General features: G+C 42.4%; 22 protein-coding genes. 7 read left to right on the forward strand and 15 right to left on the reverse strand.

Annotated features, from left to right (window positions below):
• Positions 1-62: 62 nt before the first annotated feature.
• From IE056_RS16900 to IE056_RS16915, 4 genes are all read right to left on the reverse strand, one after another.
• On the reverse strand, positions 63-269 hold the full coding sequence (locus tag IE056_RS16900) for a hypothetical protein (RefSeq protein ID WP_189606139.1): 207 nt from the start codon (positions 267-269) through the stop codon (positions 63-65).
• Positions 270-545: 276 nt separating this feature from the next.
• On the reverse strand, positions 546-1,727 hold the full coding sequence (locus IE056_RS16905; protein WP_189606141.1) for a molybdopterin molybdotransferase MoeA: 1,182 nt from the start codon (positions 1,725-1,727) through the stop codon (positions 546-548).
• Positions 1,724-2,704, reverse strand: coding sequence for a GTP 3',8-cyclase MoaA (gene moaA / locus IE056_RS16910; protein ID WP_189606142.1), 981 nt, complete (start codon positions 2,702-2,704; stop codon positions 1,724-1,726). The genes IE056_RS16905 and moaA overlap by 4 nt, the downstream gene beginning before the upstream one ends.
• Positions 2,705-3,131: 427 nt before the next feature.
• A complete protein-coding gene (locus IE056_RS16915; RefSeq protein WP_189606145.1) occupies positions 3,132-3,275 on the reverse strand; it encodes a hypothetical protein in 144 nt (47 codons plus the stop codon).
• A gap of 14 nt (positions 3,276-3,289) precedes the next feature.
• On the opposite strand from IE056_RS16915, the gene IE056_RS16920 reads away from it, so the two are divergent.
• From IE056_RS16920 to IE056_RS16935, 4 genes are all read left to right on the forward strand, one after another.
• A complete protein-coding gene (locus IE056_RS16920; RefSeq protein WP_189606147.1) occupies positions 3,290-3,574 on the forward strand; it encodes a hypothetical protein in 285 nt (94 codons plus the stop codon).
• A 102-nt stretch (positions 3,575-3,676) separates the two neighbouring features.
• The gene (locus IE056_RS16925; protein WP_262891478.1) at positions 3,677-5,011 is read left to right on the forward strand and encodes an efflux transporter outer membrane subunit; all 1,335 of its coding nucleotides are present in this window, start codon (positions 3,677-3,679) and stop codon (positions 5,009-5,011) included.
• A gap of 15 nt (positions 5,012-5,026) precedes the next feature.
• Positions 5,027-6,238: an efflux RND transporter periplasmic adaptor subunit gene (locus tag IE056_RS16930; protein ID WP_189606149.1), complete on the forward strand. Its 1,212-nt coding sequence runs from the start codon at positions 5,027-5,029 to the stop codon at positions 6,236-6,238.
• Between the two features lie 5 nt (positions 6,239-6,243).
• Positions 6,244-9,372, forward strand: coding sequence for an efflux RND transporter permease subunit (locus IE056_RS16935; RefSeq protein ID WP_189606151.1), 3,129 nt, complete (start codon positions 6,244-6,246; stop codon positions 9,370-9,372).
• 15 nt (positions 9,373-9,387) lie between these two features.
• On the opposite strand, the gene IE056_RS16940 is transcribed toward IE056_RS16935, so the two are convergent.
• From IE056_RS16940 to IE056_RS16950, 3 genes are all read right to left on the reverse strand, one after another.
• Positions 9,388-10,320, reverse strand: coding sequence for a carbohydrate kinase family protein (locus IE056_RS16940; RefSeq protein WP_189606153.1), 933 nt, complete (start codon positions 10,318-10,320; stop codon positions 9,388-9,390).
• Positions 10,321-10,555: 235 nt separating this feature from the next.
• Entirely contained in the window at positions 10,556-11,335 is a 780-nt protein-coding gene (locus tag IE056_RS16945; protein WP_189606155.1) for an HAD-IIA family hydrolase, read from the reverse strand.
• Positions 11,336-11,470: 135 nt separating this feature from the next.
• Positions 11,471-12,802, reverse strand: coding sequence for a sugar porter family MFS transporter (locus IE056_RS16950; RefSeq protein WP_189606156.1), 1,332 nt, complete (start codon positions 12,800-12,802; stop codon positions 11,471-11,473).
• A 234-nt stretch (positions 12,803-13,036) separates the two neighbouring features.
• Here IE056_RS16950 and IE056_RS16955 point away from each other — a divergent pair, with 234 nt between their 5' ends.
• Complete coding sequence (locus tag IE056_RS16955) at positions 13,037-14,842, forward strand: mechanosensitive ion channel family protein (RefSeq protein WP_229793800.1); 1,806 nt, start codon at positions 13,037-13,039, stop codon at positions 14,840-14,842.
• A 125-nt stretch (positions 14,843-14,967) separates the two neighbouring features.
• Here IE056_RS16955 and IE056_RS16960 read toward each other — a convergent pair whose 3' ends face one another.
• Both IE056_RS16960 and IE056_RS16965 read right to left on the reverse strand, forming a co-directional pair.
• On the reverse strand, positions 14,968-15,810 hold the full coding sequence (locus IE056_RS16960; RefSeq protein WP_189606157.1) for an aldo/keto reductase: 843 nt from the start codon (positions 15,808-15,810) through the stop codon (positions 14,968-14,970).
• Positions 15,811-15,843: 33 nt separating this feature from the next.
• Positions 15,844-16,896: an aldose epimerase family protein gene (locus tag IE056_RS16965; protein ID WP_229793801.1), complete on the reverse strand. Its 1,053-nt coding sequence runs from the start codon at positions 16,894-16,896 to the stop codon at positions 15,844-15,846.
• 376 nt (positions 16,897-17,272) lie between these two features.
• Between IE056_RS16965 and IE056_RS16970 the strand changes: the two genes are divergently transcribed.
• Entirely contained in the window at positions 17,273-17,734 is a 462-nt protein-coding gene (locus IE056_RS16970) for an ankyrin repeat domain-containing protein (protein WP_189606161.1), read from the forward strand.
• A gap of 145 nt (positions 17,735-17,879) precedes the next feature.
• Positions 17,880-18,680 (forward strand): DUF1206 domain-containing protein, encoded by an 801-nt coding sequence (locus IE056_RS16975; RefSeq protein WP_189606163.1) that lies wholly within the window; start codon positions 17,880-17,882, stop codon positions 18,678-18,680.
• A 62-nt stretch (positions 18,681-18,742) separates the two neighbouring features.
• Here the strand turns inward: IE056_RS16975 and IE056_RS16980 are convergent, their stop codons facing one another.
• The 6 genes from IE056_RS16980 to IE056_RS17005 all read right to left on the reverse strand — a co-directional run.
• Complete coding sequence (locus tag IE056_RS16980) at positions 18,743-21,130, reverse strand: GumC family protein (protein ID WP_229793802.1); 2,388 nt, start codon at positions 21,128-21,130, stop codon at positions 18,743-18,745.
• 4 nt (positions 21,131-21,134) lie between these two features.
• Positions 21,135-21,914, reverse strand: coding sequence for a polysaccharide biosynthesis/export family protein (locus IE056_RS16985; RefSeq protein ID WP_229793803.1), 780 nt, complete (start codon positions 21,912-21,914; stop codon positions 21,135-21,137).
• Between the two features lie 45 nt (positions 21,915-21,959).
• On the reverse strand, positions 21,960-23,306 hold the full coding sequence (locus IE056_RS16990) for an exopolysaccharide biosynthesis polyprenyl glycosylphosphotransferase (RefSeq protein ID WP_189606165.1): 1,347 nt from the start codon (positions 23,304-23,306) through the stop codon (positions 21,960-21,962).
• 3 nt (positions 23,307-23,309) lie between these two features.
• The gene (locus IE056_RS16995; RefSeq protein WP_189606167.1) at positions 23,310-24,125 is read right to left on the reverse strand and encodes a glycosyltransferase family 2 protein; all 816 of its coding nucleotides are present in this window, start codon (positions 24,123-24,125) and stop codon (positions 23,310-23,312) included.
• 10 nt (positions 24,126-24,135) lie between these two features.
• On the reverse strand, positions 24,136-24,318 hold the full coding sequence (locus tag IE056_RS17000) for a hypothetical protein (RefSeq protein ID WP_189606169.1): 183 nt from the start codon (positions 24,316-24,318) through the stop codon (positions 24,136-24,138).
• A 124-nt stretch (positions 24,319-24,442) separates the two neighbouring features.
• Positions 24,443-26,141 (reverse strand): DUF4082 domain-containing protein (locus IE056_RS17005; protein WP_189606172.1); only part of this gene is annotated, 1,699 nt, incomplete at its 5' end.

The raw sequence follows: 26,141 nt of genomic DNA on the forward strand, positions 1-26,141 counted from the left end.
TGAGACAGGTTCTAGCATTGTTTTTGGGATAAAATGTTGACAATAGTGTTTTTGGTGGGAACTCATTTAAATCTATTTTGCAGTTCTGGCGTCATCTTTTCCCAGGAATTCTTTTTTAATGATATTACGATCACACCATCTTCGGCAAGAGAACCGTATTTTTTGACACCGTCCCGATCATTGATTACATTAACAGACTCAAACCACTCTGGAACCAGTTCGTTCAAGAAACTTTCTTCCAAAGTCACGTCATCAAGGCGATGGTTCATGGTTTTATCTGCAATTTTAATTATATACAAAGGATTTGTTTCTATTTCCCTATAATCAATAGTAATGACTGAATCTTCAATTTCTTTAACTGAACATTTGTTTGGCTATAAAGGGCTAATGGTGAAGATAAATCCAGTAAGAAAATTAAAAAAAATGTTTTCATAATAAATAGTTTCGAGTTTAGCAGTTTTACATTAGTGCCAACTTCAGCTAAATGTAGCATTAAATTATACTTATCAGGAAACCTCACCAGACCCTCAAAAAGCCTGAATGTCCTACAAATCCCAAACCTTCACCATTGTCCCTGCTTTTACCACGTCTAGTTCCTCCTCCAACTCTACAAAGCAGTTGGCAGTACTAAACGCCTGCAGGTTGAATGACTGCTGTGCTCCCAGAACTTCTACCTTATCTCCGGTGGTTTTGGCCTTTACAAAAAAGGTGAATCCGGATTTCTTTTTATGGTCATTTGTCAATGCGAGGATCCTGTTGGGCTGCCAAACGTCATCTGCCCCCATAATATGACGGAGGCACGGCTTTACGTAATGATTGAAGCAGCTTAATCCCGAAGAAGGATTTCCGGGGAGTGCAAAGATCCACTTCCCTGCTTTCTTACCTGCATAAAATGGTTTTCCGGGGCGTTGCTTTATTTTATAGAAAAGCTCTTTCACCCCTGCAGTTTCAAGGCATTCCTTTACGAAATCATAATCCCCAACAGAAATTCCGCCGCTAAGGATTAATACATCCTGCTGTTCCAGGGCAGCATCGATCGCCTGTTGCAGTTCCTCTTTGTCATCACCGGCTTTTTGCGCGGTAACATCTGTTATTCCAATATTGTTTAGCAGTGCCTCCAGCATGGGACCATTGGAATTATAGATCTCTCCTTCCTGTAAGTCAGTCCCTGTTTCCTTTAGTTCATTTCCGGTGATGATGTAAGTGACAGAAGGTGCTGTGAATACTTTTACCTCTGCTAATCCAACAGAAGCAAGCAAGCCTATAACCCCGGGGGTGATTTGTGTTCCTTTTATCAGGATCAACTCCCCTTTTTGGCACTGTGAGCCTCTTAAGCGTACATTGCTGCCGGTTTTGATTTTCTCATCCTTATACGTAATCTCCCTGGATTCGCTGTCAAATTCCACCAGCTCCTGTGGGATCACTGTATCTGCACCTTCAGGCATCTTTGCGCCGGTAAAGATCCGGGCTGCCTTTCCTTCTGCTATTTTATGTACCGAAGTATCTCCGGCCTGGATCATGGTATCTACCTGCCATTGATGCTGGTTTTCATCAAATTTCATGGTATACCCATCCATCGCAGAATTGTTGAAGGAAGGTACGTCTATGGGAGAGAAAATATCTTCAGCAACAATAAGATTGAGGCTGTTTTTTAATGAAATTGTTTGTTTTTCACCTCTTTCGCAGTTATCGGAAAGAATTCTTCTGGCTTCATTTACTGAGATCATCCGCCTATTTTAATCATGCTACGGTTTTTAAGTGCAGAAGCTTCTGCGTCTTTGTAAGACTTTGAGAATTGTCCACCCATAACCGCATGTTTCCTGCTAATGGAATTCAGGATAAGCGGCACAATGTCCTCCCCTTTCCGTAAGGTGCCAAGCAGGTCCATTTCTTCACTACCAAAGAGGCAGTTTTTCATTTTTCCATCGGCTGTTAAGCGCATCCGGTTACAGTCGCCGCAAAAATGTTCGGTCATGGTGGTAATAAAGGCAAAGGTTCCTTGGTGGCCTATAGCTTTATATTTTTTTGCGGTGGCATGAGGTTCATCTTTCAGTTTCACCATATCATATTCCGCCTCCACCCACTTGAGCATTTGTTTGGCCGTCACCACTTTTTTGCTGTTCCAGTGGTTGCCTTCAAAAGGCATGAATTCTATCATCCTTACGTGTAACGGAAGGTTTTTTGTGATATTCACAAAATTGAGGATCTCTTTTTCGATCACCCCTTCTATGGCTACAGCATTGATCTTTACCCTGAAACCTTCGTTTAGGAGCAAAATTATGTTATCCCAAACTCGCTGAAATTGATCCCTTTTCGTGATCCTTTTAAAGGTTTCGGGATCAAGGGTGTCCAGGCTTATATTGAGAGAGCGCACTCCGGCTGCTTTTAGATGATCGATGTATTTATGGGCAAGTACGGCATTGGTGGTAAGACTTACTTCCACCGGCAGCGCAGAAATCATTTCCAGGATTTGGGGAAATTCTTTTCTTACCATGGGTTCCCCGCCGGTAAGCCTCACCTTGTTCACACCAAGATCCACAAAGGTTTTTGCTATTTTTTCGATCTCATCCACCTGCATAAGGTGCTTGTTGGGCAGGCACTGGACGTTCTCATCGGGCATACAGTACTGGCACCGGAAGTTGCAGCTGTCGGTTAGGGAAATTCGTAAATAATCGTGGACTCTTTGATGTTTGTCTACTAACATTAACTTCAGATTTTTAGCCTTTTCAAAGATCGGAAATATCCCGATCCTGCATAAAACTATTCCGGTAAAAGAAACCAACATCCGGAGTTAATGTAACAGGAAGCTTTCTAAAAGGTACCTTTTACGCCAACCTGAAATTGTTTCAACTTCATTAATTCTGAAAAAAATTCAGATTCACGATAAATTCAGAATGACGATTTAATTGCTTTTTTCAGCAGCTTCATATTTTGGTGAAATAATAATCCTTCTGAAGGTATTCAACCTTGAATTATTACCTCTCCTTTTGCGGTTCTTTTCAATTTAAATTAAATTCCGGGGAAAGAAATTTCCAGAATAAAACAACCTGATTTCCCTTCCGCTTGTAATTTAAAAATTACTAGTCAGAAACACTTCAAAAATTAAAAAGATTTCCACAAAATGTTTAGGTTCACAGGATCACCACCTGTTCGCTCAACATTGACCTGAGTTCGTTATTGGTTTTTTCGAGTTTATCTGCCCAGAAATCACGATCGGGAAAATTGGCAAGATCTATCCCCAAAAATTCTGAATTATTTTGTCCCTCTGCTTCCATGACTATTTTTTTTGATGAAAGTAGTGATTGTTATAAATCCAATTGCTAAATCCCTCATAAAAATGATTGAAAAATATCCTAAAAAAAGTTTTTTGCATTACTTTTCTTACACAGAAACCCAAAAAACACCTAAAAACGATTGTTTAACTTCTCGAGCACCTAATCTCGCAGTTGTTTACTTCCAAAAAAAATGTAACTTTAAAAAAGTACTGATGTTTAAACGATTAAGAACCAAAACAGGTATCTCTTCACTTCTTAAAAAGGAAATTGCTGGAGGAATTTGTTTAAATTTAAGCTAAGCTATTTTCACTACAACCGGCATTCGTAATATCTTAAGGCAACAGGCCTGCAGGCAATCGTTCTCCATTCGGCTGCCCCTGGTCATCTTTTGTGTAGTTCTGCTGAAAAGCTGTGCTCCAAAACTTCAAAACGTCGAGGCTCCCATCAAAGAAGCTGAAAATTTTTCATTTACAGGGACCGAAGCTATTCCTGAAAAATGGTGGACTGCCTTTGATGATCCTGTATTAAATTCACTTATTGACAGTGCCCTCACAGAAAATTTAAATCTCGCTGCTACCTGGGAGCAATTTCAGGCAGCACAGGCTATTGTACGGAGGGAAAAATCATTTTTATGGCCAGACTTAGATCTTACCGCGCGCAGCGCCATAAGCCGTCCAGAACCGGACTTCGCCGGGGGTGAAAATTTGCAGGCTGGACTTTCTGCCGCCTATGAGCTGGATCTATGGGGAAGAATCCGATCGGGAATTCAGGCAGAGGAATTCAGGGCTGAGGCTTCATTTTATGATTACCAGTCCGCAGCCATGACACTTTCCGCAGAAATCAGCATGACCTGGTTCCAGCTTCTCACCGCCCAAAAACAACTGGAATTAACCAATCAACAAATAGAAACCAATGAAGATATTATCAGGCTTATTAGAGCACGTTTTACCAGCGGACAAATACGTGCGGTAGACATCCTGCGCCAGGAACAGCTGCTGGAAAGTACCCGCGATCAAAAAATATTTTATGAAACTGAAGTAAGCCTGCTTCAAAATCAATTGGCCGTTCTATTGGGGCGTCCTCCTCAAAATGAAAATTTCATAACAGAAAGGAATTTACCCGAATTACCACCACTTCCCAATACCGGACTTCCGCTGGAGCTAATCCGCCGCCGTCCGGATGTTCAGCAGGCTTACAACCTGGTGCTGGCTGCCGACAGGGAGATGGCGCAGGCGATAAGAAGTAAATATCCCAGGCTGTCTTTCGATTTAAGCGCACAGGCAAGATCCAATAATTACAACAACCTTTTTCGGGATTGGGCCTACACACTCGCGGGGAACCTTGTAGCACCTTTACTCTACGGCGGTCGTCTTCGTGCAGAAGTAGACCGGACCGAGGCTTTGAAAAATCAGCAGCTTTATTTATACGGGCAAACGGTGCTGACGGCTTTTCGGGAAGTAGAGGATGCCCTCATCCGGGAACAGAAACAAAAGGAAAGAATTGAGGTACTGGAACGGCGACTGGACCTTGCGCAAAAAACAAATAAACAACTAAGACTGGAATTTCTAAACGGACTTAGTGAATACCTGGATGTGCTGCTGTCTCTGGACCAGGAACAGCAGTTACAACGGGATGTCCTGGATGCCCGGCAAACGCTCCTGGAGCACAGGATTAGTTTATACCGAACCCTCGCCGGCGGATTTGAAACAGAACGAACAGATTCTGTCGAATTTTAAAAAGAGAAGGCAATTATGAGCACAAAAAAAATATTGATTATCTGCCTTGGCATCCTACTTGTTGCGGTGGTTGTTACTTATTTTATCTTTTCCAGCGAACCTACGGCAAGTTCTGAAGGTGCTACTAAGCAAACAGCGATGCTGATAGATGTTGTAAAAGCAGAACAGGGTGATTTCCGACCGGTTATTGAGGCTACCGGAATGGTGCAACCGGTGGAGGACGTAATGTTAAGTCCGCAGGTGAGCGGACAAATTATTCGCAGGTCGCCGGAATTTATTCCGGGAGGATTTGTTCAAGAAGGAGCAGTTCTGTTGCAGATCGATCCTTCAGATTTCCGGAATACCCTGGAGCTTCGAAGAAGTGATCTTTTACAGGCTAAAACCGACCTCAACATGGAAATGGGACGGCAGGAAGTGGCAGAACAGGACCTGGAACTGGCCGGGTTAGATTCGTTGTCCTCAAATCAACGTTCCCTGGTGCTACGCCAGCCCCAGCTGGATGCTATACGAGCGCAGGTAAAAGCTGCCGAAGCCGCAGTGGCACAGGCTGAACTGGAATTATCACGTACCACCATCAGGGCACCTTTTGATGCCCATATTTTAAGTCAGAACGTAACTGTAGGTTCCCAGGTTACTCCAGGTGACGAGTTAGGAAGATTAGTGGGCAGTGAACAATACTGGATCACCCTTACAGTTCCTGTAGATAAACTGCAGTGGTTATCTTTTCCGAAATCTGAAGAAGAGTCCGGCTCTACGGTACAGATCAGGAATTCAGGTTGGCCGGAAGGTATTTCCAGAACAGGTTATCTGGATAAACAGGTCGGCGCACTGGATGACCGGACCCGTCTCGCGCGTGTTCTCGTAAGAGTCAAGGATCCACTGGCGCAGCAAGATACTACAGATACCCAACGGGAACTTATGATAGGCGGTTTTGTAGAAGCGGAAGTACAGGCACGGGAAATTGAAGACGTGGTACGCCTCAACCGGGACTACCTCCGGACAAACCAGACGGTATGGGTAAATGAGGATGGAGAATTATCCATCAGGGAAGTAGAGGTTATCCTTACAGATGCAAAATACGTTTACATCAGTCAGGGCCTGGAACAGGGAGAAGAAGTAGTGACTACTAACTTGAGTGTGGTTTCTGAAGGAGTAAAACTTAGAACAGAAGCAGCTGAAACATCTTCGGATAATACTAATGAAGAAGAACAAAACAGAGAGGAATAACAGCAATGGGCAAGCCTGAAGATAAAAAAGTGCGGAAGGAAGGAGCTATAGCGTTTATGGCCAGAAATTCCATTGCTGCAAACCTGCTAATGATTATTTTAATAGGCGGCGGGATCTGGACGATGTTTAATATTCAAAAGGAAGTATTTCCGCAGTTCCAGCTGGATTATGTAGAAGTGAGCGTGATTTACCCGGGTGCTGCCCCTGCGGAAGTGGAACAGGGAATTTTGCTTCCGGTAGAAGAAGCCATTCGTGGGATTCAAGGTATCAAAGAGATTACTTCCACTGCCAATGAAGGCTCGGGAAACATACTTATTGAACTGGTTGCCGGGACAAACCGCATGCAGGCTTTTAACGATATAGATCAGGGAGTACGGCGTATCCAGACTTTTCCCGATGATATAGAACGGCCGCAGGTAAATCTCCAGTCCCGGCAGCGGGATGTAATGGAAATTGCCATCTACGGCGAAGCTGATATCTGGACGCTGCGAATCCTGGCAGAACGGCTTCGGAACCAGCTACTCGGTGATCCGCAGATCACACAGGTAGAAATAGGAAATGTCCCCGATTATGTTACCCACATCGAAATCCCGCGTCACAATCTCAGACAATACAACCTGACGCTGGGACAGGTGGCAAACATAGTTGCACAATCCAGTGAAGATGTGCCGGCGGGAGCAGTAGAAACCCATTCCGGAGAAATTTTACTGCGGATGCAGGAACGTAAACAATGGGCAGAAGAATTCGGAAATATCACCATTGTCTCCTCCCCTTCAGGCGCAAGGGTAACCCTGAAAGACATCGCCACCATCACCGACGGATTCGAAGAAACCGGATTTCATGGTCAATTCAACCAAAGCCCTTCCGTAGACCTGAGTATCTATCGAATCGGGGATCAGTCTCCGCTCGAAATTGAAGAAACCGTTCTTGCCATGCTGGATGATTTTCAGTTACCGCCGGGAGTGGAATTCCGCGTAGACAGCAACCGCGCAGAAGATTACCGGGAGCGACTTTCCCTGCTTACCGAAAACGGGATCATGGCCATCGTGATCGTTTTGGTAATTCTGGGCTTATTCCTGGAATACCGCCTGGCTTTCTGGGTAATGATGGGTATGGCCATTTCTTTTATTGGTGGTATTATTTTCCTTCCGCTCTTTGGACTCAGCATTAACATGATTTCCATGTTTGGATTCCTGGTTGTTTTAGGGATTGTTGTGGACGACGCAATTGTGGTGGGAGAGAATGTTCATGAATACAGGCAAAAAGGACTAAGCCCTATTGATGCTGCCATAGCGGGAACCAAAGATGTTTCCAAGCCGGTGATTTTTAGTATCCTTACCACAATTATTGCTTTTGTTCCATTGCTTTTTATGCCCGGGGAAACAGGAAAATTCTGGTGGCCCCTTCCGGCAGTGGTAATTGTAATCCTGGCCGTTTCACTTTTGGAAGCCCTATTTATCCTGCCTTCCCACCTTGCGCACCTTAAAGCCAAAAAGAGCAAGGGATGGTTCGCGAAGCTGGAAAAATTGCAGGAATCTTTTGCTGAAGGCTATCACCGGATTATTGATAAGTATTACCGGCCTTTACTCGACCTCTGCCTTAAATACCGCTATATCACCTTGAGTGCGGCAGTCGCTCTCCTCCTTATAGTGGGCGGCTACGGCTACAGTGACCATATGGGAATGATCATGATGCCGGAAGTAGCGGCCGACGAAATTGAAGCCGGAGTACGACTGCCGGTAAGCACCACTCCCGAGCAGGCTGCCCGTGTCGCCGAAGAAATTACTGAATCCACTCGCAGAATGTTTGAAGAACATAACCTGTACGAAGTGGCAGAAGGCGTAAAAACCAACGTACGAGGACAAAATTTTATTGATGTGGAAATTGTGATGCTCCCGCCAGATGAAAGGGATATGTCTGCAAGGGAGCTTATCGCGCTTTGGCGCGATAACATTGGAGACATTGCAGGAGTGGACCAGATTACCTTTGAAGCAGAGCGCGGCCCGGGCGGCTATCAACAGGATATAAGTGTGGATTTGAGTCATTCAAATATTGATGTGCTGGAGCAGGCAAGCACCAAATTCCTTCAGGAAATGGAAACTTTTGAGAACACCCGTGACCTGAATGATAACTATGACAAGGGAAAAGTGCAGTATGATTTTAAACTTTTACCCGAAGGCCGCAACCTGGGGCTTACCTCCAATGAAGTAGGCCGGCAGGTGCGGGATGCATTCTTTGGAGCTCTTGCCATGCGGCAGTTGAGAAGTACTAATGAAATTGAAGTCCGTGTTAAACTTCCACTAGAGGAAAGACGCGATATCGATAACCTGGAAAATTTTCTTGTCCGGACTCCTGCTGGTGTTGAAGTTCCGCTTCTGGATGTGGTAGAGGTACAGCAACGGGAGGCGTTCACCAGCATTAACCGCCGTGACGGCCGCAGGGTGGTAAATGTGGGAATGGATGTGGAACCCTCGAACGCGGTGAGCCAGGTGCTGACTTCTGTTCAAAATGAAGTTTTACCTCAGCTAAGGGCAGACTATCCGGGGCTTACCTGGAGCTTTGAAGGCAGCCAGGCAGATATGAGGGAATCTACCGATTCCCTGTGGAGCGGATTCTCTATGGCCATGTTAATTATCTATGCCCTGCTGGCTATTGCTTTTAGCAGTTATACGCAACCCCTGATCGTACTTTCTGCCATTCCGTTTGGAATCGTGGGAGCCGTAATAGGACATATTTTGCTGGGGTATGATCTTTCTGTAGTAAGTTTAATGGGAGTAATAGCACTCTCGGGAGTTGTAGTGAACGACTCTTTGATCATGATAGATTATGCCAATAAACAACGGGAAGACTCCTCTGTTTACGATGCCATTCATGAAGCCGGGCTGCGACGTTTCAGGCCAATTATGCTTACCACGCTCACCACTTTTGGTGGCCTCACTCCTATTATTCTGGAAAATTCCAGCCAGGCAGAATATCTAATCCCTATGGCTATTTCCCTGGGCTTCGGGATCGTTTTTGCCACCTCTATTATTCTCGTCATTGTACCTTGCCTGTATCTTGTCCTGGAAGATATCACTCTTCTTATTAAAGAAGGGAGGACTGTAAAACGAAATGCAGAAATTGAGGGCAATTAATTATTAAGGTTTGATCTATTTCGGCTTATTTCTGTGCAAATCCATAGTAATAGATTTAATATCAGGATACATAAACTTTTTGACCATTTCAGCTCTCAGCTCCGGATTAGCACCTTCCCTGGCTGCAACCAGGGCTCCTACAGCGCAGGCGTGGTCAAGTACTTTTCGTGGTTGCTTCTTTTTCAGCAGCCCCGCTATGAGGGTTGCAAAAAAAGAATCGCCTGCCCCAACTGTATCCTTCACCTCGACTTTATAACCGCTGTTATAATATAGCTGATCTTCATGCCACAATACAGCACCATGCTGCCCTTTGGTCACACAAATTGTTTGTGCAGAAGTGTTTTGAATTATGAATTTCAGATTTTGTTCGAGGGAATTGGCTTTAGATCCCATAAGTGAAGCAATTTCATAAAGTTCATCGTCGTTGAACTTAATGTGATCTGCCTTTTCGATAAGTTGCAGCAGAATTTCCCTGCTGTAATGAGGTGTCCTTAAGTTAAAATCCAGTGCTCTGAACTTTGCTTTTGGTAACAATTCAAACAAGGTGTTTCTACTGACCATATCTCTGCACGCCAGGCTTCCGAAGATAAAAACATCTGAAGTCGCCGCGGCTTTTTCAGCATTTGAGTTGAGTTTAATCTTGTCCCAGGCCGCGGGATGTGCAATGCCGTAAGTGGCAGAACCATTTTTGGAGAGGGTCACATTCACCACGCCCGTCGGAAAATTCTCGTTTTCAGAAACATTTTCGGTACCCACATTGCTTGAAGCCAGATAGGAAATAATTTCTTTCCCCCGGGAATCTTCGCCAACACTACTAATCATTTCAGTTTTTATTCCGAGGCTGCTTAAGCGTGATGCCACATTTAATGTAGCACCTCCTATTCTTTCCCCATCGGGAAATACATCAAACAAAACTTCCCCGAAACAAACCGCTTTTAAATCTGCCATGTAATTAACCATTATTCTCTTTAAAGAACCAGGACCGCTGTGCTGCAGGAATCAAGAACCAAAATTAACTCCCAAACCGTCTGTAATTTAATAAAACGACTATACAATTCCCCATTTTTTTTGTAATTGTGCCACCTTATAAGCATTTCTCTGAAAAATTTTATTTTTCAGCGATAAATGGTGAATTTAAAGAAAACTATGAAGCGTATTACGATAGATTCATTACTTGCGAAGCTTATTTTATAGACAGAACTTTCTCCAGTTCAATATCAGCAACAGAGTTCACGATAAGGTCCGGTTTAAAGGCATAGTCAGCTAGATTTTCTTTTCTTGATACTCCCGAAAGCGTGAGAATGGTTGTGTACCCCAGTTGCACTCCACCCAAAATATCGGTATCCATGGTATCCCCGATAATGATGGTCTCTTTTGCCTCCAGACCTAAATATTTCCGGGCAGATCGCATCATCACCGGACTCGGTTTCCCTACCGAAAAGGCTTTTTTCCCCGTTGCTTCCTCGATCATGGCAACCACGGCCTTGATCCCGAGATTTGCCCATCCGGTTTTTTTAGGAGAAGGGTCGAGATTGGTAGCGATCAAACGTGAACCTGATAAGATCATATCTACTGCATTATTTACCATTTCCAGGGTGAAATTCCTTCCTTCCCCCACCACCACAAAATCAGGATGGCTGTTTACCAGGATATAACCTTCCTGAGAAAGGCTGGTTAAAAGTCCGCCTTCCCCAAGCACGTAAGCACTTCCTTTAGGTTCCATAAAGGACAGGAAAGAAGCTGTCGCCATAGCGCTTGTATAGACATTTTCCTCTTTTATTTTGATCCCCATTTTAGCTACTTTGTTCACCGTATCCAATGGTGTGCGCTGACTGTTATTGGTCATAAACAAAAACGGAATTCCTTTCTTCTGAAGTTCTGCTATAAACTTATCTGCACCAGGGATCAAGGTGTCATTTCCATAAATGACCCCATCCATATCAATTAAAAATCCTTTTTTCATATTTTCTATTTTTGGATTCAAAACCAAATATACTACTTAAATTAATGAATACTCCCCTCAAAAATATAGGCGATTAATCATTATCTATAACCTTTTGATCATACACCCCCTAATTTTTAAGCAATTTACCGATATTTAGAACGATCTATGTTTCTTAATTGATAACTCTTCGCTAAGTTCTTCTAAAGATTTTCCTTTTGTTTCCGGCATCATAAAAATTACAAATAGCAACTGCAGGAACATCATAAAGGCAAAGAAGGCAAAAACATAAGCAGGGCCTACAGTAGAGAAAAGGAATGGGATCAAAGAGGGAATAATTGCTGCCAGTAACCAATGGGTGGAAGATCCAAAAGACTGCCCCATGGCACGCAAATGATTCGGAAAAATCTCAGAAATAAATACCCAAATCACTGCTCCCTGGCCAATAGCATGAGCCGCAATAAAAAGAAACAGAAAAATAGGTACGCTAAGTCCGCCCCAGTCAAGGAAGAAGGAAGCTGCCACCAAAGACAGGGAAATTATGTAGCCAATGGATCCTATCAGCATTAACTGTTTACGGCCAAGTTTATCGATCAACACCACCCCAAGAATGGTAAAAAGAAGGTTAACCACTCCCACACCTATACTGCTCAACAATGCCGTACTTTCCCCCAGCCCTGCAGCTTCAAAAATTCTTGGAGCGTAATACAACAATGCATTGATCCCAGAAAGCTGATTAAAAAATGCCACCAGAAAAGCGAGGATGAGTGGAAAACGGTATTTTTTCATGAAAATATTTTCCCCGGCAAGTTTAGTTTCCGACTGCTGCCGGATCTCTGTCATTTTCTCCTTAATGTCACTGTCAGGGTGGATCGCAAGAAGCACCTTTTCTGCTTCGGCATTTCTGGCTTTTGAAATAAGCCACCTGGGACTCCGCGGTACCATTACCACAAATATCGTATATATCACTGCCGGAATAGCTTCCACGCCAAGCATCCACCGCCATGGTTCCTCGCCAGTGTTCCTTAGCAGGTAATTTGATAGAAACGCAATGAGAATTCCCAGCACAATATTAAACTGATAAAGAGATACCAGACGGCCACGGTATTTTTGAGGAGCAATTTCAGAAACATACGTGGGAGCGGCAATAGTGGAGGCTCCTACTCCCAAACCACCTATAAACCTGAAAATGGCAAAAGATACAGGATCATTTACCAGGGCAGATCCCAGGGCAGAAATGATGTATAAAAAACCAATTCCCAACAAGGTATTTTTCCTTCCGAAGTGATTGGTGGGAAAACCTCCAAAAATAGCTCCAATCACTGTTCCCCATAGAGCCATGGCCATGACCACCGATCCGTGGAAAGCATCGGAAGTTCCCCATGCTTCCTGCAGCGCCTTATCGGCTCCTGAAATCACCACCGTATCAAACCCAAATAAAAAACCTGCTAAGGCAGCACTAATAGACCAGGCAAAAATCTTTTTCATTCGTTATAAAATTAAATGTCTACTAATATATAAATTTACAACTGCAGCTGCTCCGGAAAAAAGTTCAGCCTTTTCTAAGAACATTTTATTCTCAACACACCTGAAACATGAAAATTTGAAAGGTGTTGATTAATGAAGATTTTTATCTGATTTTCGTTTTGATACCTTTATTTTTTCAGAAAATTGATATTTTTTTGACTGTTTAAAAATGAAGAAAACCCTATCTTAGTATTTATGATGTCCAATAAAACCTCACTTTTTTACAGATACACCTTACTTTTTCTTACCGGAATTCTTCTTTTGGCTAACCCTATCGCGTCAACCGCCCAGCTCCTTCCGGAGCTTCAATCTGAAAATGAAGAACAGGCAGAACCCGATTGGCCAGATGATCCCTTAAACAGAAGAACTCCCCGGGGTACTGTAAACGGATTTATAGATGCAGTTGCCAAAAGGAATTATGAACGGGCGGGCCAATACCTGCATTTAAATGATAGGTATACTGCCGAACAAGGAGAAGATCTGGCCCTGGTACTCCAGAGATTACTCGACCGTGGAGGAGACATCATGCCCTATTCCTGGATAAGCAGTGATCCCGGGGGCCGTACCGATGAAGAACTTCCGCCAGATGTGGATCGGGTTGGAACAGTATCTGCAGATGGAGAAAACATTGATCTTTACGTACAGCGTACAGAAGGACCGGAAGGTGGTCCCATCTGGCTTTTTTCATCAGAAACTATAGAGACGCTGGCCGCAGTGACCGTTGAAGACGAGCTAATAGTGGAGCGGTATATGCCCCAGATACTTAATGAAAATCTATGGGGAGGCGTACCGGTAGGTCAATGGTTGGCAGCCATTTTGCTGGCGATCATTTCCTACCTGCTGGCATGGACCATCGTTTTTATCATCAAATTTTTGATCCGTAGCTCCTGGCGGAAAGCTAGAACAGAACCAACTTCAGGGATCATTGGAGCTCTTGGCCTGCCCTTCAGGTTGTACATAGCTGTGTGGCTCTTTGTTTTTTTGTCACAGGAAATGGGAATTTCCATCATCCTTCGTCAAAGGTTTAGCGGGATTACTCTCATTATCGGATTAATTGCTTTCCTGATCCTGCTTTGGCAACTAGCTGATTTTATAGGTTCCTTCAGCAAAAATCGAATGAGTCTCCGCGGTAATATTTCCGGAGTGTCTGTTGTTCTGTTCCTGCAAAGAACCGCAAAGGTTGCGATCGTCATTTTTGGGATCATTGCCGTTTTAGGGGCCATAGGATTTGATATCACTACCGGGCTTGCTGCACTTGGTATTGGTGGTATTGCGCTGGCCTTGGGAGCCCAAAAAACCATTGAAAATTTTGTTGGGAGTGTCACTGTGATCGCCGACCAACCTGTACGGGTTGGAGATTTCTGTAAGGTAGGCGACATGGTAGGAACTGTCGAAAAGATTGGGATGCGCTCCACGCGCATACGAACGCTGGACAGAACCGTAGTGACCATTCCTAACGGAAAATTTTCTTCAGAAAATATTGAAAATTATGCCCACAGGGACAGGTTCTGGTTTCATCCCACTTTTGGATTACGTTACGAAACCACCCCGGAACAGATTCGTTATCTGCTCGTGGAATTAAGGGCAGTACTTTATTCCCACCCTATGGTGTCACCCGATCCTGCAAGGGTACGTTTTGTGGAACTGGGATCTGATTCCATTAACCTCGAGGTGTTTGCTTATATCACTGTAGCCACTTTTGATGAATTTCTGGAGGTAAAGGAAGACCTGCTTTTACAAATGATGGATGTGGTTGGAGAAAGTGGGACCGGTTTTGCCTTCCCATCTCAAACTATTTATTTTGGCCGTGACAGCGGGTTATCAAAGGAGAAATCGAAAAATGCCGAAGAAAAAGTGAAGCAGTGGAGAGAAAAAGGAGAGTTACAGATCCCGCAGTTCGATCCCGAAAAGGTCAAGGAGATCCAGGACAAGACTCCTTATCCTCCCGAAGGCTCCAGCAAAAGAAAAGAAACCGGCACCGGCAGGATTCCAGGGCTTTAGATTATTGTGAAAAGGTTGAATAAAATAAAAATGGTTTATTTTATTCAACCTTAAGAAGTACTATAGAAAAGCCACGAATATTCCTTATATGCATTCGCGGGAAAACACTACTGATTTTCAACTCTTTATTTAAAATGATCCATGAAATGATCTGGATGAGCGCCTGTACGTTCCTCCCTGTCGAGAGAATCGATCAGGTTCATCTCTTCTTCAGATAAAGAAAAATCAAAAATATCGGCGTTTTCCTCAATTCTGTGTTTATGTACACTTTTAGGAATAGCCACCACTCCCTTCTGAAGATTCCATCGCAGGGTGATTTGAGCAACCGACTTGCGGTATTTTTCTGCTAAACCTTTCAAGGTTTCATTGGTCAAGATCTGTCCACGCATAAGTGGAGACCAGCCTTCATACTGAATCTGATTTTCTTTACAGAAATCCAACAGCTCCTGCTGAACTAACCGGGGATGAAATTCATTTTGAAGCAGCATAGGTTTTATTTCAGAGTTGTCCATAATATCCTGCAGGTGATGTTCCATACAATTACACACTCCTATTGCTTTAACTTTGCGTTCCCGATATAATTGTTCAAGCGCTTTCCATGTCTCAAGATATTTTCCGGGAACAGGCCAGTGAATAAGGTACAGATCAATATAATCGAGCTGCAGCTTTTGCCTGGAGGCTTCAAAGGCTTTTAATGTATTGTCAAATCCGTGGTCATCATTCCAGACCTTGGTAGTGACGAAGATCTCTTCTCTTGCAACATTTCCCTTACGTATTGCTTCTCCTACCCCTTCTTCATTATTGTAAAAACTCGCCGTGTCTATGTGGCGGTATCCGGCATCAAGTGCATAATGAATGGCATTTATCACCTGCTGCCCATTCTTTGCTTTATATACCCCAAGTCCCAGAACAGGCATTTTCACCCCATTTAGCAAGGTGACTTTTGAATTTATATCTAATAGTTCCATTTTTTCAAAATTATGTAATCAATACTTCATTTTCTACTTTACCGAAAATTTGAAGAAGGTTTTTGAGGAGAAAACTTCTCCCGGTTTCAGTACTACCGATGGAAATTTCTCCTGACTGGGAGAATCGGGAAAATGCTGCGTCTCAAAACAGAATCCGCTTCTTTTCCCAAAGTTTCCTTCCCCTCCTTTCTGTGATAAACTGCCATCCAAAGAGTTTCCGGTGTAGAATTGCATTCCCAGCTCTGTAGTATAAACTTCCAGAAGTCTGCCGGAATTGGGATCATGGGCAGAAGCTGCAAAGCGTACTCCGTCTTGACTGTTATTAATGATCCAGCAATGGTCATAGCCTTTGGCCAGTTTCAGCTGCTCATCTTCAGCTTCAATTTCCAGCCCTACTTTTTTAGGTTTCCTGAAATCAAAAGCTGAACCGTCTACCTTTTTAAAATCTCCTGTTGGAATTAAGGATTCATTCACCGGAAGAAATTCATCTGCATTTATTTGAACCTCATGATCCAAAATTTCTTCTGAAAAATTTCCGGAGAGATTAAAATAAGAATGCTGGGTAAGGTTGATTATGGTTTGTTGATCTGTTGTAGCCTCGTAATTGACTTCAAGAATATTATCTTGCTGTAAAGTATACGTAACGCTAACCTCCAGATTACCGGGGTACCCTTCTTCCATATGTTTACTTAAATAGGATAATTTCAAGCTGTTCTGGCTGTGTCCATTTTCCTCAGCAATCCAAACCACATTATCAAAACCTTTTTTTCCGCCGTGTAAATGGTTTTCCCCGTTATTTCTTGCCAATTCATACTGCCTGCCGTCCAGGGAAAATTTCCCCCCGGCGATCCTGTTTCCAAACCTACCAATTATAGCTCCGAAATATGGATTTTCATTGATGTACTCACTAAGAGAATCAAAACCCAGCACAATGTCCTTTAAATCACCGTTTTTATCGGGAGCTTTCAGGGAAGTGATCCTGCCGCCAAAAGTGATGATCTTAACTTCTAATCCGTTCTCATTCTCCATCGTATACTGGTCGACTGCTTCCCCTTTAGGAGTGGTTCCGTAATGTTCTTTTTGCATTAATGTATTTCTGTAATTTACTTCTGATTCCTTTTCTGATAATCCCTGCTTGTTTCTTCTGAAGAAAAACATCTGAAGGTTAAAAATAGGAAGCCTGGCCTGAAAAAACTATTTTTTCAGGAAGGAAAGCATTGGAAGTTACCGTGCAACAATAATAATCTTGAGTAGTTTTCAACGTTACAATAAATTTTAATTATTGAGAAGAAAGGAAATATAATACGGGAAGAGACAGAAACATTCCCTTTTTCGTAAATTTATGCTGGTTCTATTTCAGGAACTTTGATAAAAAAAACCTACCACATAAACCCTGTCATAAAATTGTTGACTTAATTATTTAAGGATCGGCAATATTACAGACACTAATAAAAAATAAAGAATGAGCATTTTCGACAAAATTAAATCAGGTGAATCGGCGGAAGTAAAAAGGATGCTTTCTGAAAATCCATCCCTTGCAGAACAAAAGGACTCCAAAGGATTTCCTCCCATAGTACTAGCAAGTTATAGCGATCAACTGGAGATCACCCGACTGCTGATTGATGCCGGTGCAGATGTTGACGCCCGGGATGCCGCCGGAAATACTGCATTAATGGGGATTTGCTTTAAAGGATATACTGATATTGCTGAACTACTTCTCAAAAATGGAGCAGATGTAAATGCCCGTAATTCCAGTGGAGCTACAGCTTTGATCTTCGCAGCCATGTTTGATCAAAAGAAAACAGCCCAACTCCTGCTAGATAACGGAGCAGACAAGTCGATTGAGGACAGTCGTGGAAGTACCGCTTATCATCATGCCCGGATGAAAGGATATGCTGAAATGGCAGAGTTGGTAAAAAAATAATTTTGCCTGTATTTTTTTCGAAAAAGAGGAGTTGAGATATCAATTCCTCTTTTTTTGTTATCAAGATTCTTATAAAGTATTTATAAATGATTGTTGAAATAAGTTCTTTCTCCTAACTTTAATAAGTAACCAACAAAAAAAGTACATGGACAGTAAAATTAAGAAGATGGCGCAAACAGGATTTGTAGCCAAGGGAGTAGTTTACGCAATAACAGGAATCCTCACTTTTATGGCTGCCTTTAATATGGGCGGACAAAAGGCCGGAAAACTTCAGGTTCTTGAATTTCTTGACAAACAAACATTCGGAAATATTCTTTTAGTATTAATGGGGCTGGGCCTTGCCTGCTATGCCGCCTGGAGATTTGTTCAATCTGTTTCAGATCCCGAAAATATTGGCACAGATACCAAGGGAAAAGCAAAACGGGTAGCTTTCTTTATAAGCGGTCTGTTGTACCTCGGACTTGCAGTTTTAGGGATCCTCAGGGTCTTTACTGCAGGAGGATCTGGTGCTTCCGGAGGTTCCGGCTCTTCTTCTGCTGAAAATTCCTCTTTTCTCGCCAGTGAGACAGGACTCATTCTACTGGGAATAGGAGGAGCAGCCATAGCGATTGCAGGGATATTTCAGTTTGTAAAGGCGTATAAAAACGATTATACCAAAAAATTCGGACTTTCCTCTCTGAGTGATGAAAAGAAAAGGGAAAGCATTAAAAAAACAGCGAAATTTGGATTAAGCGCACGGGGAGTCATTTTCCTTATCATTGGGTATTTTGCCCTGCAGGCCTCCTTAAGTTCCGATCCTTCGGAAATAAAAACTACCACTGAAGCTTTCTCTTTCATTCAGGATTCCTCCTATGGAGCCTGGCTACTCGGGTTAGTTGCCGCCGGTTTGATAGCCTATGCCATTTACATGTTTTTAATGGCGAAGTACAGGAAGTTTAAAGATTAAGGATTAGCATCAAAATAAAAATCCCGCCAGCGGGATTTTTATTTTGATACTTCTCCATAGTTCTATCTGAAACTGGGAATGGCTTTATGACTCCTTTTTTTTTCCCAGCTCTTTTTTCTTTCCTCACCATAGCCGTACCCGTATTTCCTTCCATAGCCCATATTTTCCATTTTTAGGTCGTTCAGTACGAAACTTACATTGGTCAATTTCCCTTCTTCTTTTGAGCTTAAGGGAAATTCCAACAGTTCCTTTTCTGTATATCCTGATCTTAACAGGAACAAAACTGCATCGGCAAATTTTGTAATCAAAAAAGTATCGGCTACGAGCATCGCGGGAGCAGTATCTACTATGATGTAATCATACATAGCTCCCAGCTCGTCGAACATAAAAGTTACTTTTTCCTGCTTCAGCAATTCGTAGGGATTGGGAGGAATGGATCCGGAACTGAGAACATCTATTTTTTGATGAAGATTAGAAGGACCTATCAAAAATTTAAGTTTGTGATTATCGTTTAATAAATAGTCACTAATCCCCAGGAGACAATCGTTATTAGCCTTGTAAGCCTGCAGTTTAGGATTTCTTAGGTCTGCTCCTAAAAGCAGTACCTTTTTTCCAGTATTGGCAAGAGTAACAGCTAAATTCACAGCCGTAAAAGTTTTGCCTTCCCCTTTTTTAGTAGAAGTTATAAATAGAGTCACACCGCCTGTTTTGTTTTTTGTATTGATCAAGAGATACTGAAGATTGGTTATGAGGATTCTAAAAGATTCTGCCAGGAAGGAACGGTCATTATCTCTGATAATTCCATCCTTTTTAGATTTTATTTTTGGAATCATACCGATCAGAGGTATTTCCCTAATTTCCCCTTCAATATCTCCTTTTTTTGTTATTTTATCATTCAATATGTCCTTGACATAAATCGCGGAAATCGGTAGAAAAAGACCTAAAATAAAGGTTCCTAAATAGATATTCCTTGAACTGGGCGCTACCGGAAAATCCTGGTAATAAGCCCGATCCACGATTTTTGCCTTTGGTTCTGTTACTGCCAACGAAAGCGAGTTCTCCTCCCTTTTCTGCAATAAAAATAAGTACAGGGTCTCCTTGATATTCTGTTGCCGTTCTATCCCCCGGTATTCCCGCTCCTTGGAAGGCACAGCATAGATCTGGTGTCCTATGCTTAATGTCTGCCTTCTCAGGTCTTCCTGGTTTATTTCGAGATTGGAATGCATCGTCCTCAGGCTCTGTACCACATTGTTCTTTATCTGATCAATATTGTTGTTCAACCTGATCACAACCGGGTTTTTTTCGCTTGAACCCCGGTAGATTCGGTTTCTTTCAAGAACAAGATTATTATATTCACTAATCTGTTCATTTATGCCACTTTCAGCAATCCCCAGGTTGGCTGGTAAAAGATCCGACTTTGAATTGGATGCAATATAATCCAGCATTGCCTTTGTCAGTTCTAGCTGTGTCCCCACCTCCTGACGGCGTTTGTTATATTCGTTGGCATTCTGAATAAAGAGCTGGGATTGCGCCTGTATATCGGTGAGAAGGTGATCTTCTTTGAAAGTTTCTTTACCGGTTTCAACAGAATCGAGTTCTCCGTTGATAATAGCCAGCCTTTCATTCACAAAATTCGCAGTATTTCTTGCGATGAGATTCCGGTCTTCAATGGCATCTCTGTTATATTCGAAGATCAATTGATCGAGAATATCCCGAGCTCTCTGTTTAACCGGATCCTTTAGTTCCAGATTAATTAATCCGGAAGATTTTGCTTCCTGCATTACATGAATACCGTTGCGATACCGGGTGGCCATATTTTCTAATGTAGAAAAGGTCACAATGGTTTTTTCGGATAGATTCTCATACTCCGGAATGGAGTTTTCAGATAATACGATATCGGCAAAACCCAGGTTTAGCACAACGCCAGATGGTACTTTTTTGGAGGTAATCTCTTCCAGATTCCTCACCTGAAATCCGGAGCTAGTTTTTTCAATCTCATAGCCTGCACCCCCCAACTTTTTAAGGGCAGCTTCATCCATACGCATCACCTGTAGGTTGAAAGGTATTTCATCATAGATTTCTACAGTCCGCAATTTTCCTTCCTTAAAATACTGGACTTGAAGATTCAGCGATTTTACTACCTCCTCCATTAAGCTCCTTGATTTCAGGATACCTATTTCGGTATCGAAGTTATTCGCTCCCATCCCTCCTATTCCAAGTTCACTGTAGATAGCTGTACCCACACCACTGCCTGCAGATTCATCTTTTATAATGATACTCGCTTTGGCACTATAGATAGGCGTAGTATGTCTCAGATAGAAAAAGCCCAGCGATAAAAACAGGCCGAGGGACAGGATGAACCATGGCCAGTATCTAAGATATTTTTCAAGCTCCTGTTTAAAGTTTATTTTTTCAAATCCACTTTTTGTAACATTATTGTTATAGACCATAATATTAATTTGTAAAAAGAATTACTAAAGACGCAAGCACGGATGCCAGAGAAAGGTAAGTAGCCGCTATGCCTGTAGAACCTGCTGACTGCCTTCTGGAAGATCTGGGTTCGACATAGATCACGTCGTTTTGCCTGAGGTTATAGTAGGGAGAATTCACTACATTGGCATCCGTAAGATCGAGATATGCATAGGTTTTCACTCCCTCCTCTTCTCCCATAATTAATATGTTTTCCCTTTTTCCGAAAATGGTCAGATCTCCCGCCATGGCAATTGCCTTGGATAAGTTAATATGATCATCATCAATGGAAAAAGTTCCCGGGCGGTTCACCTCTCCAAGCACACTTACCTGAAAATTAAGAATACGAACGTTCACCAGCGGATCCTTTACATATTCTGAAATAAGACCTTTAATTTTTTCTGCAAGCTGAATGGTAGTGAGTCCGTTGACCTCTACCGTTCCAATGACAGGAAACTCAATAGTTCCGTGGTCTGAAACCAAATAAGTTTCCAGTTCGACAGCTCCCCCCATTGCCAGCGGAGAGGCAATGGACTTTGTCAGGTTGAATGGAAGGGCTGCATCCTGTTCAGGTGCCGAGACTCTGATGGTTAACTCATCGTCTGCCTGAATCTGAAGATTGTCATTGCGATTGCGTTCCACACTTTCCCTGAGTTGGTCCACATTTCTGAAGTACACCATATTTTTTCGGGACACACAGGAAGATAAGGTTACTACCAATAGCATAAAGGGCAAAAACTTTCTGTTGAAAACTGAACAGATCATAAAATGGAATTTAGGTTGTTAATAATAAGAGGATGGAGCTCAAGCTTAAAAGGCTTTTTTTTCTCCCGAAATAACATTGTAAATGGTATAGTATATAATCTGTAGATCCAGGAGAGGACTCCACTTCTCCAGGTAAAAAATATCAAACCTCGTACGGTTAATAATATCTGACTTATTTATAATCTCGCCCCTGTATCCTTTGATCTGGGCAAGGCCGGTGATTCCCGGTTTTGCAAAATGCCTTACAAGATATTTATCCACAGTCTCTGCGTACACCAGCGTATGCGCCTCCATATGAGGTCTCGGCCCCACCACACTCATTTCTCCCCTTAAGACATTAAAGAACTGGGGCAGTTCATCAATACTGGTTTTCCGAAGGATTCTTCCTATCCTGGTAACCCTGGCATCTCCCCTGGTGCACATTTTACTGTCTGCTTCAGGATTTACTGCCATGGAACGAAACTTATAGCAGTAGAAGGATTTTTTGTTATATCCATGCCGGAGTTGTCGGAAAAATAATCCTCCTTTAGATTCCCACCGCGTAAGGATAAAAAGGAGCGGAATGGACCAGGACAGAATGAATATGATAACCAGAGAGGAAAAAATTATATCAAAAGCTCTTTTACCATATTTAGCATAATTTCTTTCCAGGGGAGAATTGCGTAAGTTAATTACCGGTATTGCTCCATATAAATCCACATGCATCGCCCTGGTAAAGATTTCCTTGTTATCCGGAATAATTCTTATACGCGAGAGATTGTTATCTGCAAAAGCAATGATTTGGTTGAGTTCGCTTTTTGTTAACTGTGAAGCAACACAGTAGATCTCCTCCACTCTGTTTTCCCGGATGTAAGCAAAGGAATCCTTTACTTGCCCAAGATAATCCTTATCACCTTTACTTGTGATGTTATCGAAATAACCTTTATAGCGGTAGCCATAATCGGGTTCTTCAAATATCTTCTGGATTGCCTTACTATTCTTATCCTTTCCAACCATGACCACATTGACGAAATTGCCTCCCTCAATTCTATATAACCTTCTGGTTGTAAAGAAAAACCAGCGATAAAAGATTAGCAGAAAAAGCAAAAACAACAGTATAAAAAGTTGGTAGCCTAATGAAAAAGGAGTCTCGGTAAAGGCAAAGATTGCAAAATAAGACAGGACAAAAATAAAATAGTGTTTAAGAAACTTATGAAATTTGGTGATAAACCGCTCCTTCCTCTCTATGGTGTAAAAATTTAGTCCCAGAGCCCCTAGTAACCAGGCTACATTATATCCTTTCACTGCCACTACGTTAAGATAGGTTTCCGGAGTGAGAAGATACAACGTAACATTAATAGTGACCAGATGAGCCAGTACAGAAAACGGTATTATAAAATAATCACCTTTCATAGATCATTTTTTCTCCAATTGTGGTTTAGAAGAAAGAGGCAGTCTTATCGAGGGAAACCTGATAAATTCCTTAGTTTGTGGAACTAGATATTGAGGTATTTTCCTCCCGATTTTACATGCCAGGGTAAAAAGACCATTTAAATGGTATAGTTTAATTATTCTGAGGTCTTCCCTTGATTTTCTTAGTTGTAACCTAGCAGAAGTACTAAGTCCACCCAACCTCATTTTAACAACCCATTCATTGAGGAAAAACTTCTTTATGTCATCGTTTTTGAACCAGCGAAGTGATATTTCATAATCACTGGCTATGGTATAACCTCGATGGTAAAATCCGTTCTTTTCAAAAACTTCCTTGCGCACGAAAATGGTCGTGTGAAGGGGTATCCATCCATAGGAGAGGTAGCGTCTTCGGAAAGGCTTCGAGGGGTATATTCTCTTTACTCTGGAAAGATCTTCCTGATCTACAAAGAGGCCGTTGGCATATACCAGGTCTGCCCCTGAAAAAGAAAAGGCCTCTGCTATCTTCTGAATCGTCTCCGGTTCAAAAAAGAAGTCATCTGAATTAAGTACCCCGATGACATCGCCAGTGGCATTTTTGATTCCTTTGTTATAAGCATCAAAAACCCCTTCATCCTTTTCAGAAATGTAAAATGCGATTTTATCTCTGTATTTTTCAATCACTTCCTGGGTTCCGTCTGTAGAACCACCATCAATAATGATATGCTCAATATTGTGATAGGTCTGATCTAGAACAGACTGGATGCAATCGGCAATACAATGCTTTCGATTGTAAACTATGGTGATAATAGATATTTTCATAGACCTCGATTTATTTTTTTGTACTATAGGCATGGTTGACGACATTAAATAACATCCATAACCAAATAAGGTTGTAAAGAACCAGAGCCACTAGAATTTCAATTTTCCTGGACGAGTTTAAAAAAAAGGTCACGTCTACTACCAGCAGATGAAACAAGGTAGATACTGTAATTAATGATGGAGTACGTTTCATAACTAAAATTTTAAAATTGGACGAATTTGTTGTGTAGGGAGAGGTAAAAATGCCGATCACAAGCAATATTCAATATTCACTAGGTATACATGAAGCTATACCTATCCGGTACTTCACCGGCACTTCAGAATTTCATTTTCCTACTGAGAACCAGCCTGAACATCCGCAAACTGTTCGGATCTTCAAGTTGTACCAGGTAGATACCTTCGGGTAGTCCTTCTCCATTGATCACCACTTGTTTTTCCACACCTGGAAGTGATATCCCTTGCTCAATGAGCCTTAAAAAAGTTCCCTTTGAATCATAGAGCCTGACTTTGTACGTTCCTTCATCCTCAGAGAAAAAGGAAAGAGTTGCGAAATCCTCAAATGGATTGGGGAATATTTTCAACTCATTCTCTGCAGGAGCAAGAATTTTATGGGGACCTGGTAAGGTGTGCTTCGAAAGGTCAGGGTCTAAGGAGCTCTTAATGGTTCCGGGTACATCAAAAATAACATCCACCCAGTAATTGCTGGTTTGAAAATTGAGATTCGGAAAAGTGGGGGTGCTCGAGTAACGATATACTCCATTAGGTCCATCAGAACCACTTTGAAGCCCGACAAGAGAACCGTTCATCACAGGAGTAGTGAAATAAGGATTGTCTGAAGAATAGTAGCCATTACTACTGTGGTACGAGATTACATAGGTGGTATTGGCTGTAATGGGAACCGGTGAAGTAAAATATACCTCCTGCCAACCTGAAGAAGTTTCATTTTCGAATATGGACTCCGCCATAAGATTACCGGACCTGCTATATAATTGTGCCGTATGCGTTCCTGTCGTTCCGCTTTGTTTAAAAAAGCGGGCTCCCAGAACCACCCCATCTTCTAGTGCCTGAAATTTCATTCCCAGCTGCAGGCTCGATCCATCATTCCACAGCGGATTGCTGGGGGAATCATTGGGTTTGAATACGGTGCAGGGACATTCTGATCCCAAACTTTCCACTTGTAGTACAGCACTAGCTGACAAGGTTGTGGCTCCCTCGTCATCTGTCGCCCTGGCAGTAATAGAATATGTTCCAGCCGGAACGTTATCCCAATCGTAGGTAAAAGGACTGCCGAGATCCTCGCCCAGTTTTTGATTATCCCTAAAAAATTCCACTTTATAAACACTCCCATTTACGTCACTGGCCTCTGCGGAAAGGGTGATATCCCCCCCGGCCGGAATGCTGGTCTGGTTTTCGGGAGAAGTAAGATGAACGCTTGGAGGTTGGTTGTAGGGATCAGAAACCAGGATGTTCACTTCGGATGAAGTAGCTACGCTCCCTTCGTTATCTGTAGCCCTTGCAGTTAAAATATATGCTCCCCCCTTTTGAACAGTCCAGTTAAATTGGAACGGGCTGCTAAGTACTTCCCCCAACTTCTCTGTTCCAGCGAAAAACTCCACTTTGGTCAATGTTCCATCCGAATCACTGGCAGCAGCTTGTAGGTGAATGGTCGAAGGCATGGTGAAGGTGGTATTTTCAGAAGGGGAAACCAGAGATATCTGAGGTTTCTGATTCCCTGAAAATGGTACAGTATTGAATACTACATCCACCCAGTAATTGCTGCTTTGATAAGACTGTTCTGGAAAAGTAGGTGCCCCAGAGTATTTATATAACCCATTGGATCCGTCTGTTCCAGACTGTAGTCCGGTAAGGGGGGAATTTTCAAACCTGTTGCTAAATGAAAAATTACTTGCAGAATAAAAGCCATTACTACTGTGATATGAAATCACATAAGTAGTGTTGGCCGTCACAGGCACAGGAGAAGCAAATGATACCTCCTGCCAGCCTGAGGCTGTTTCA

The sequence above is a fragment of the Salinimicrobium marinum genome, from assembly GCF_014651535.1.
Taxonomy (GTDB): domain Bacteria; phylum Bacteroidota; class Bacteroidia; order Flavobacteriales; family Flavobacteriaceae; genus Salinimicrobium; species Salinimicrobium marinum.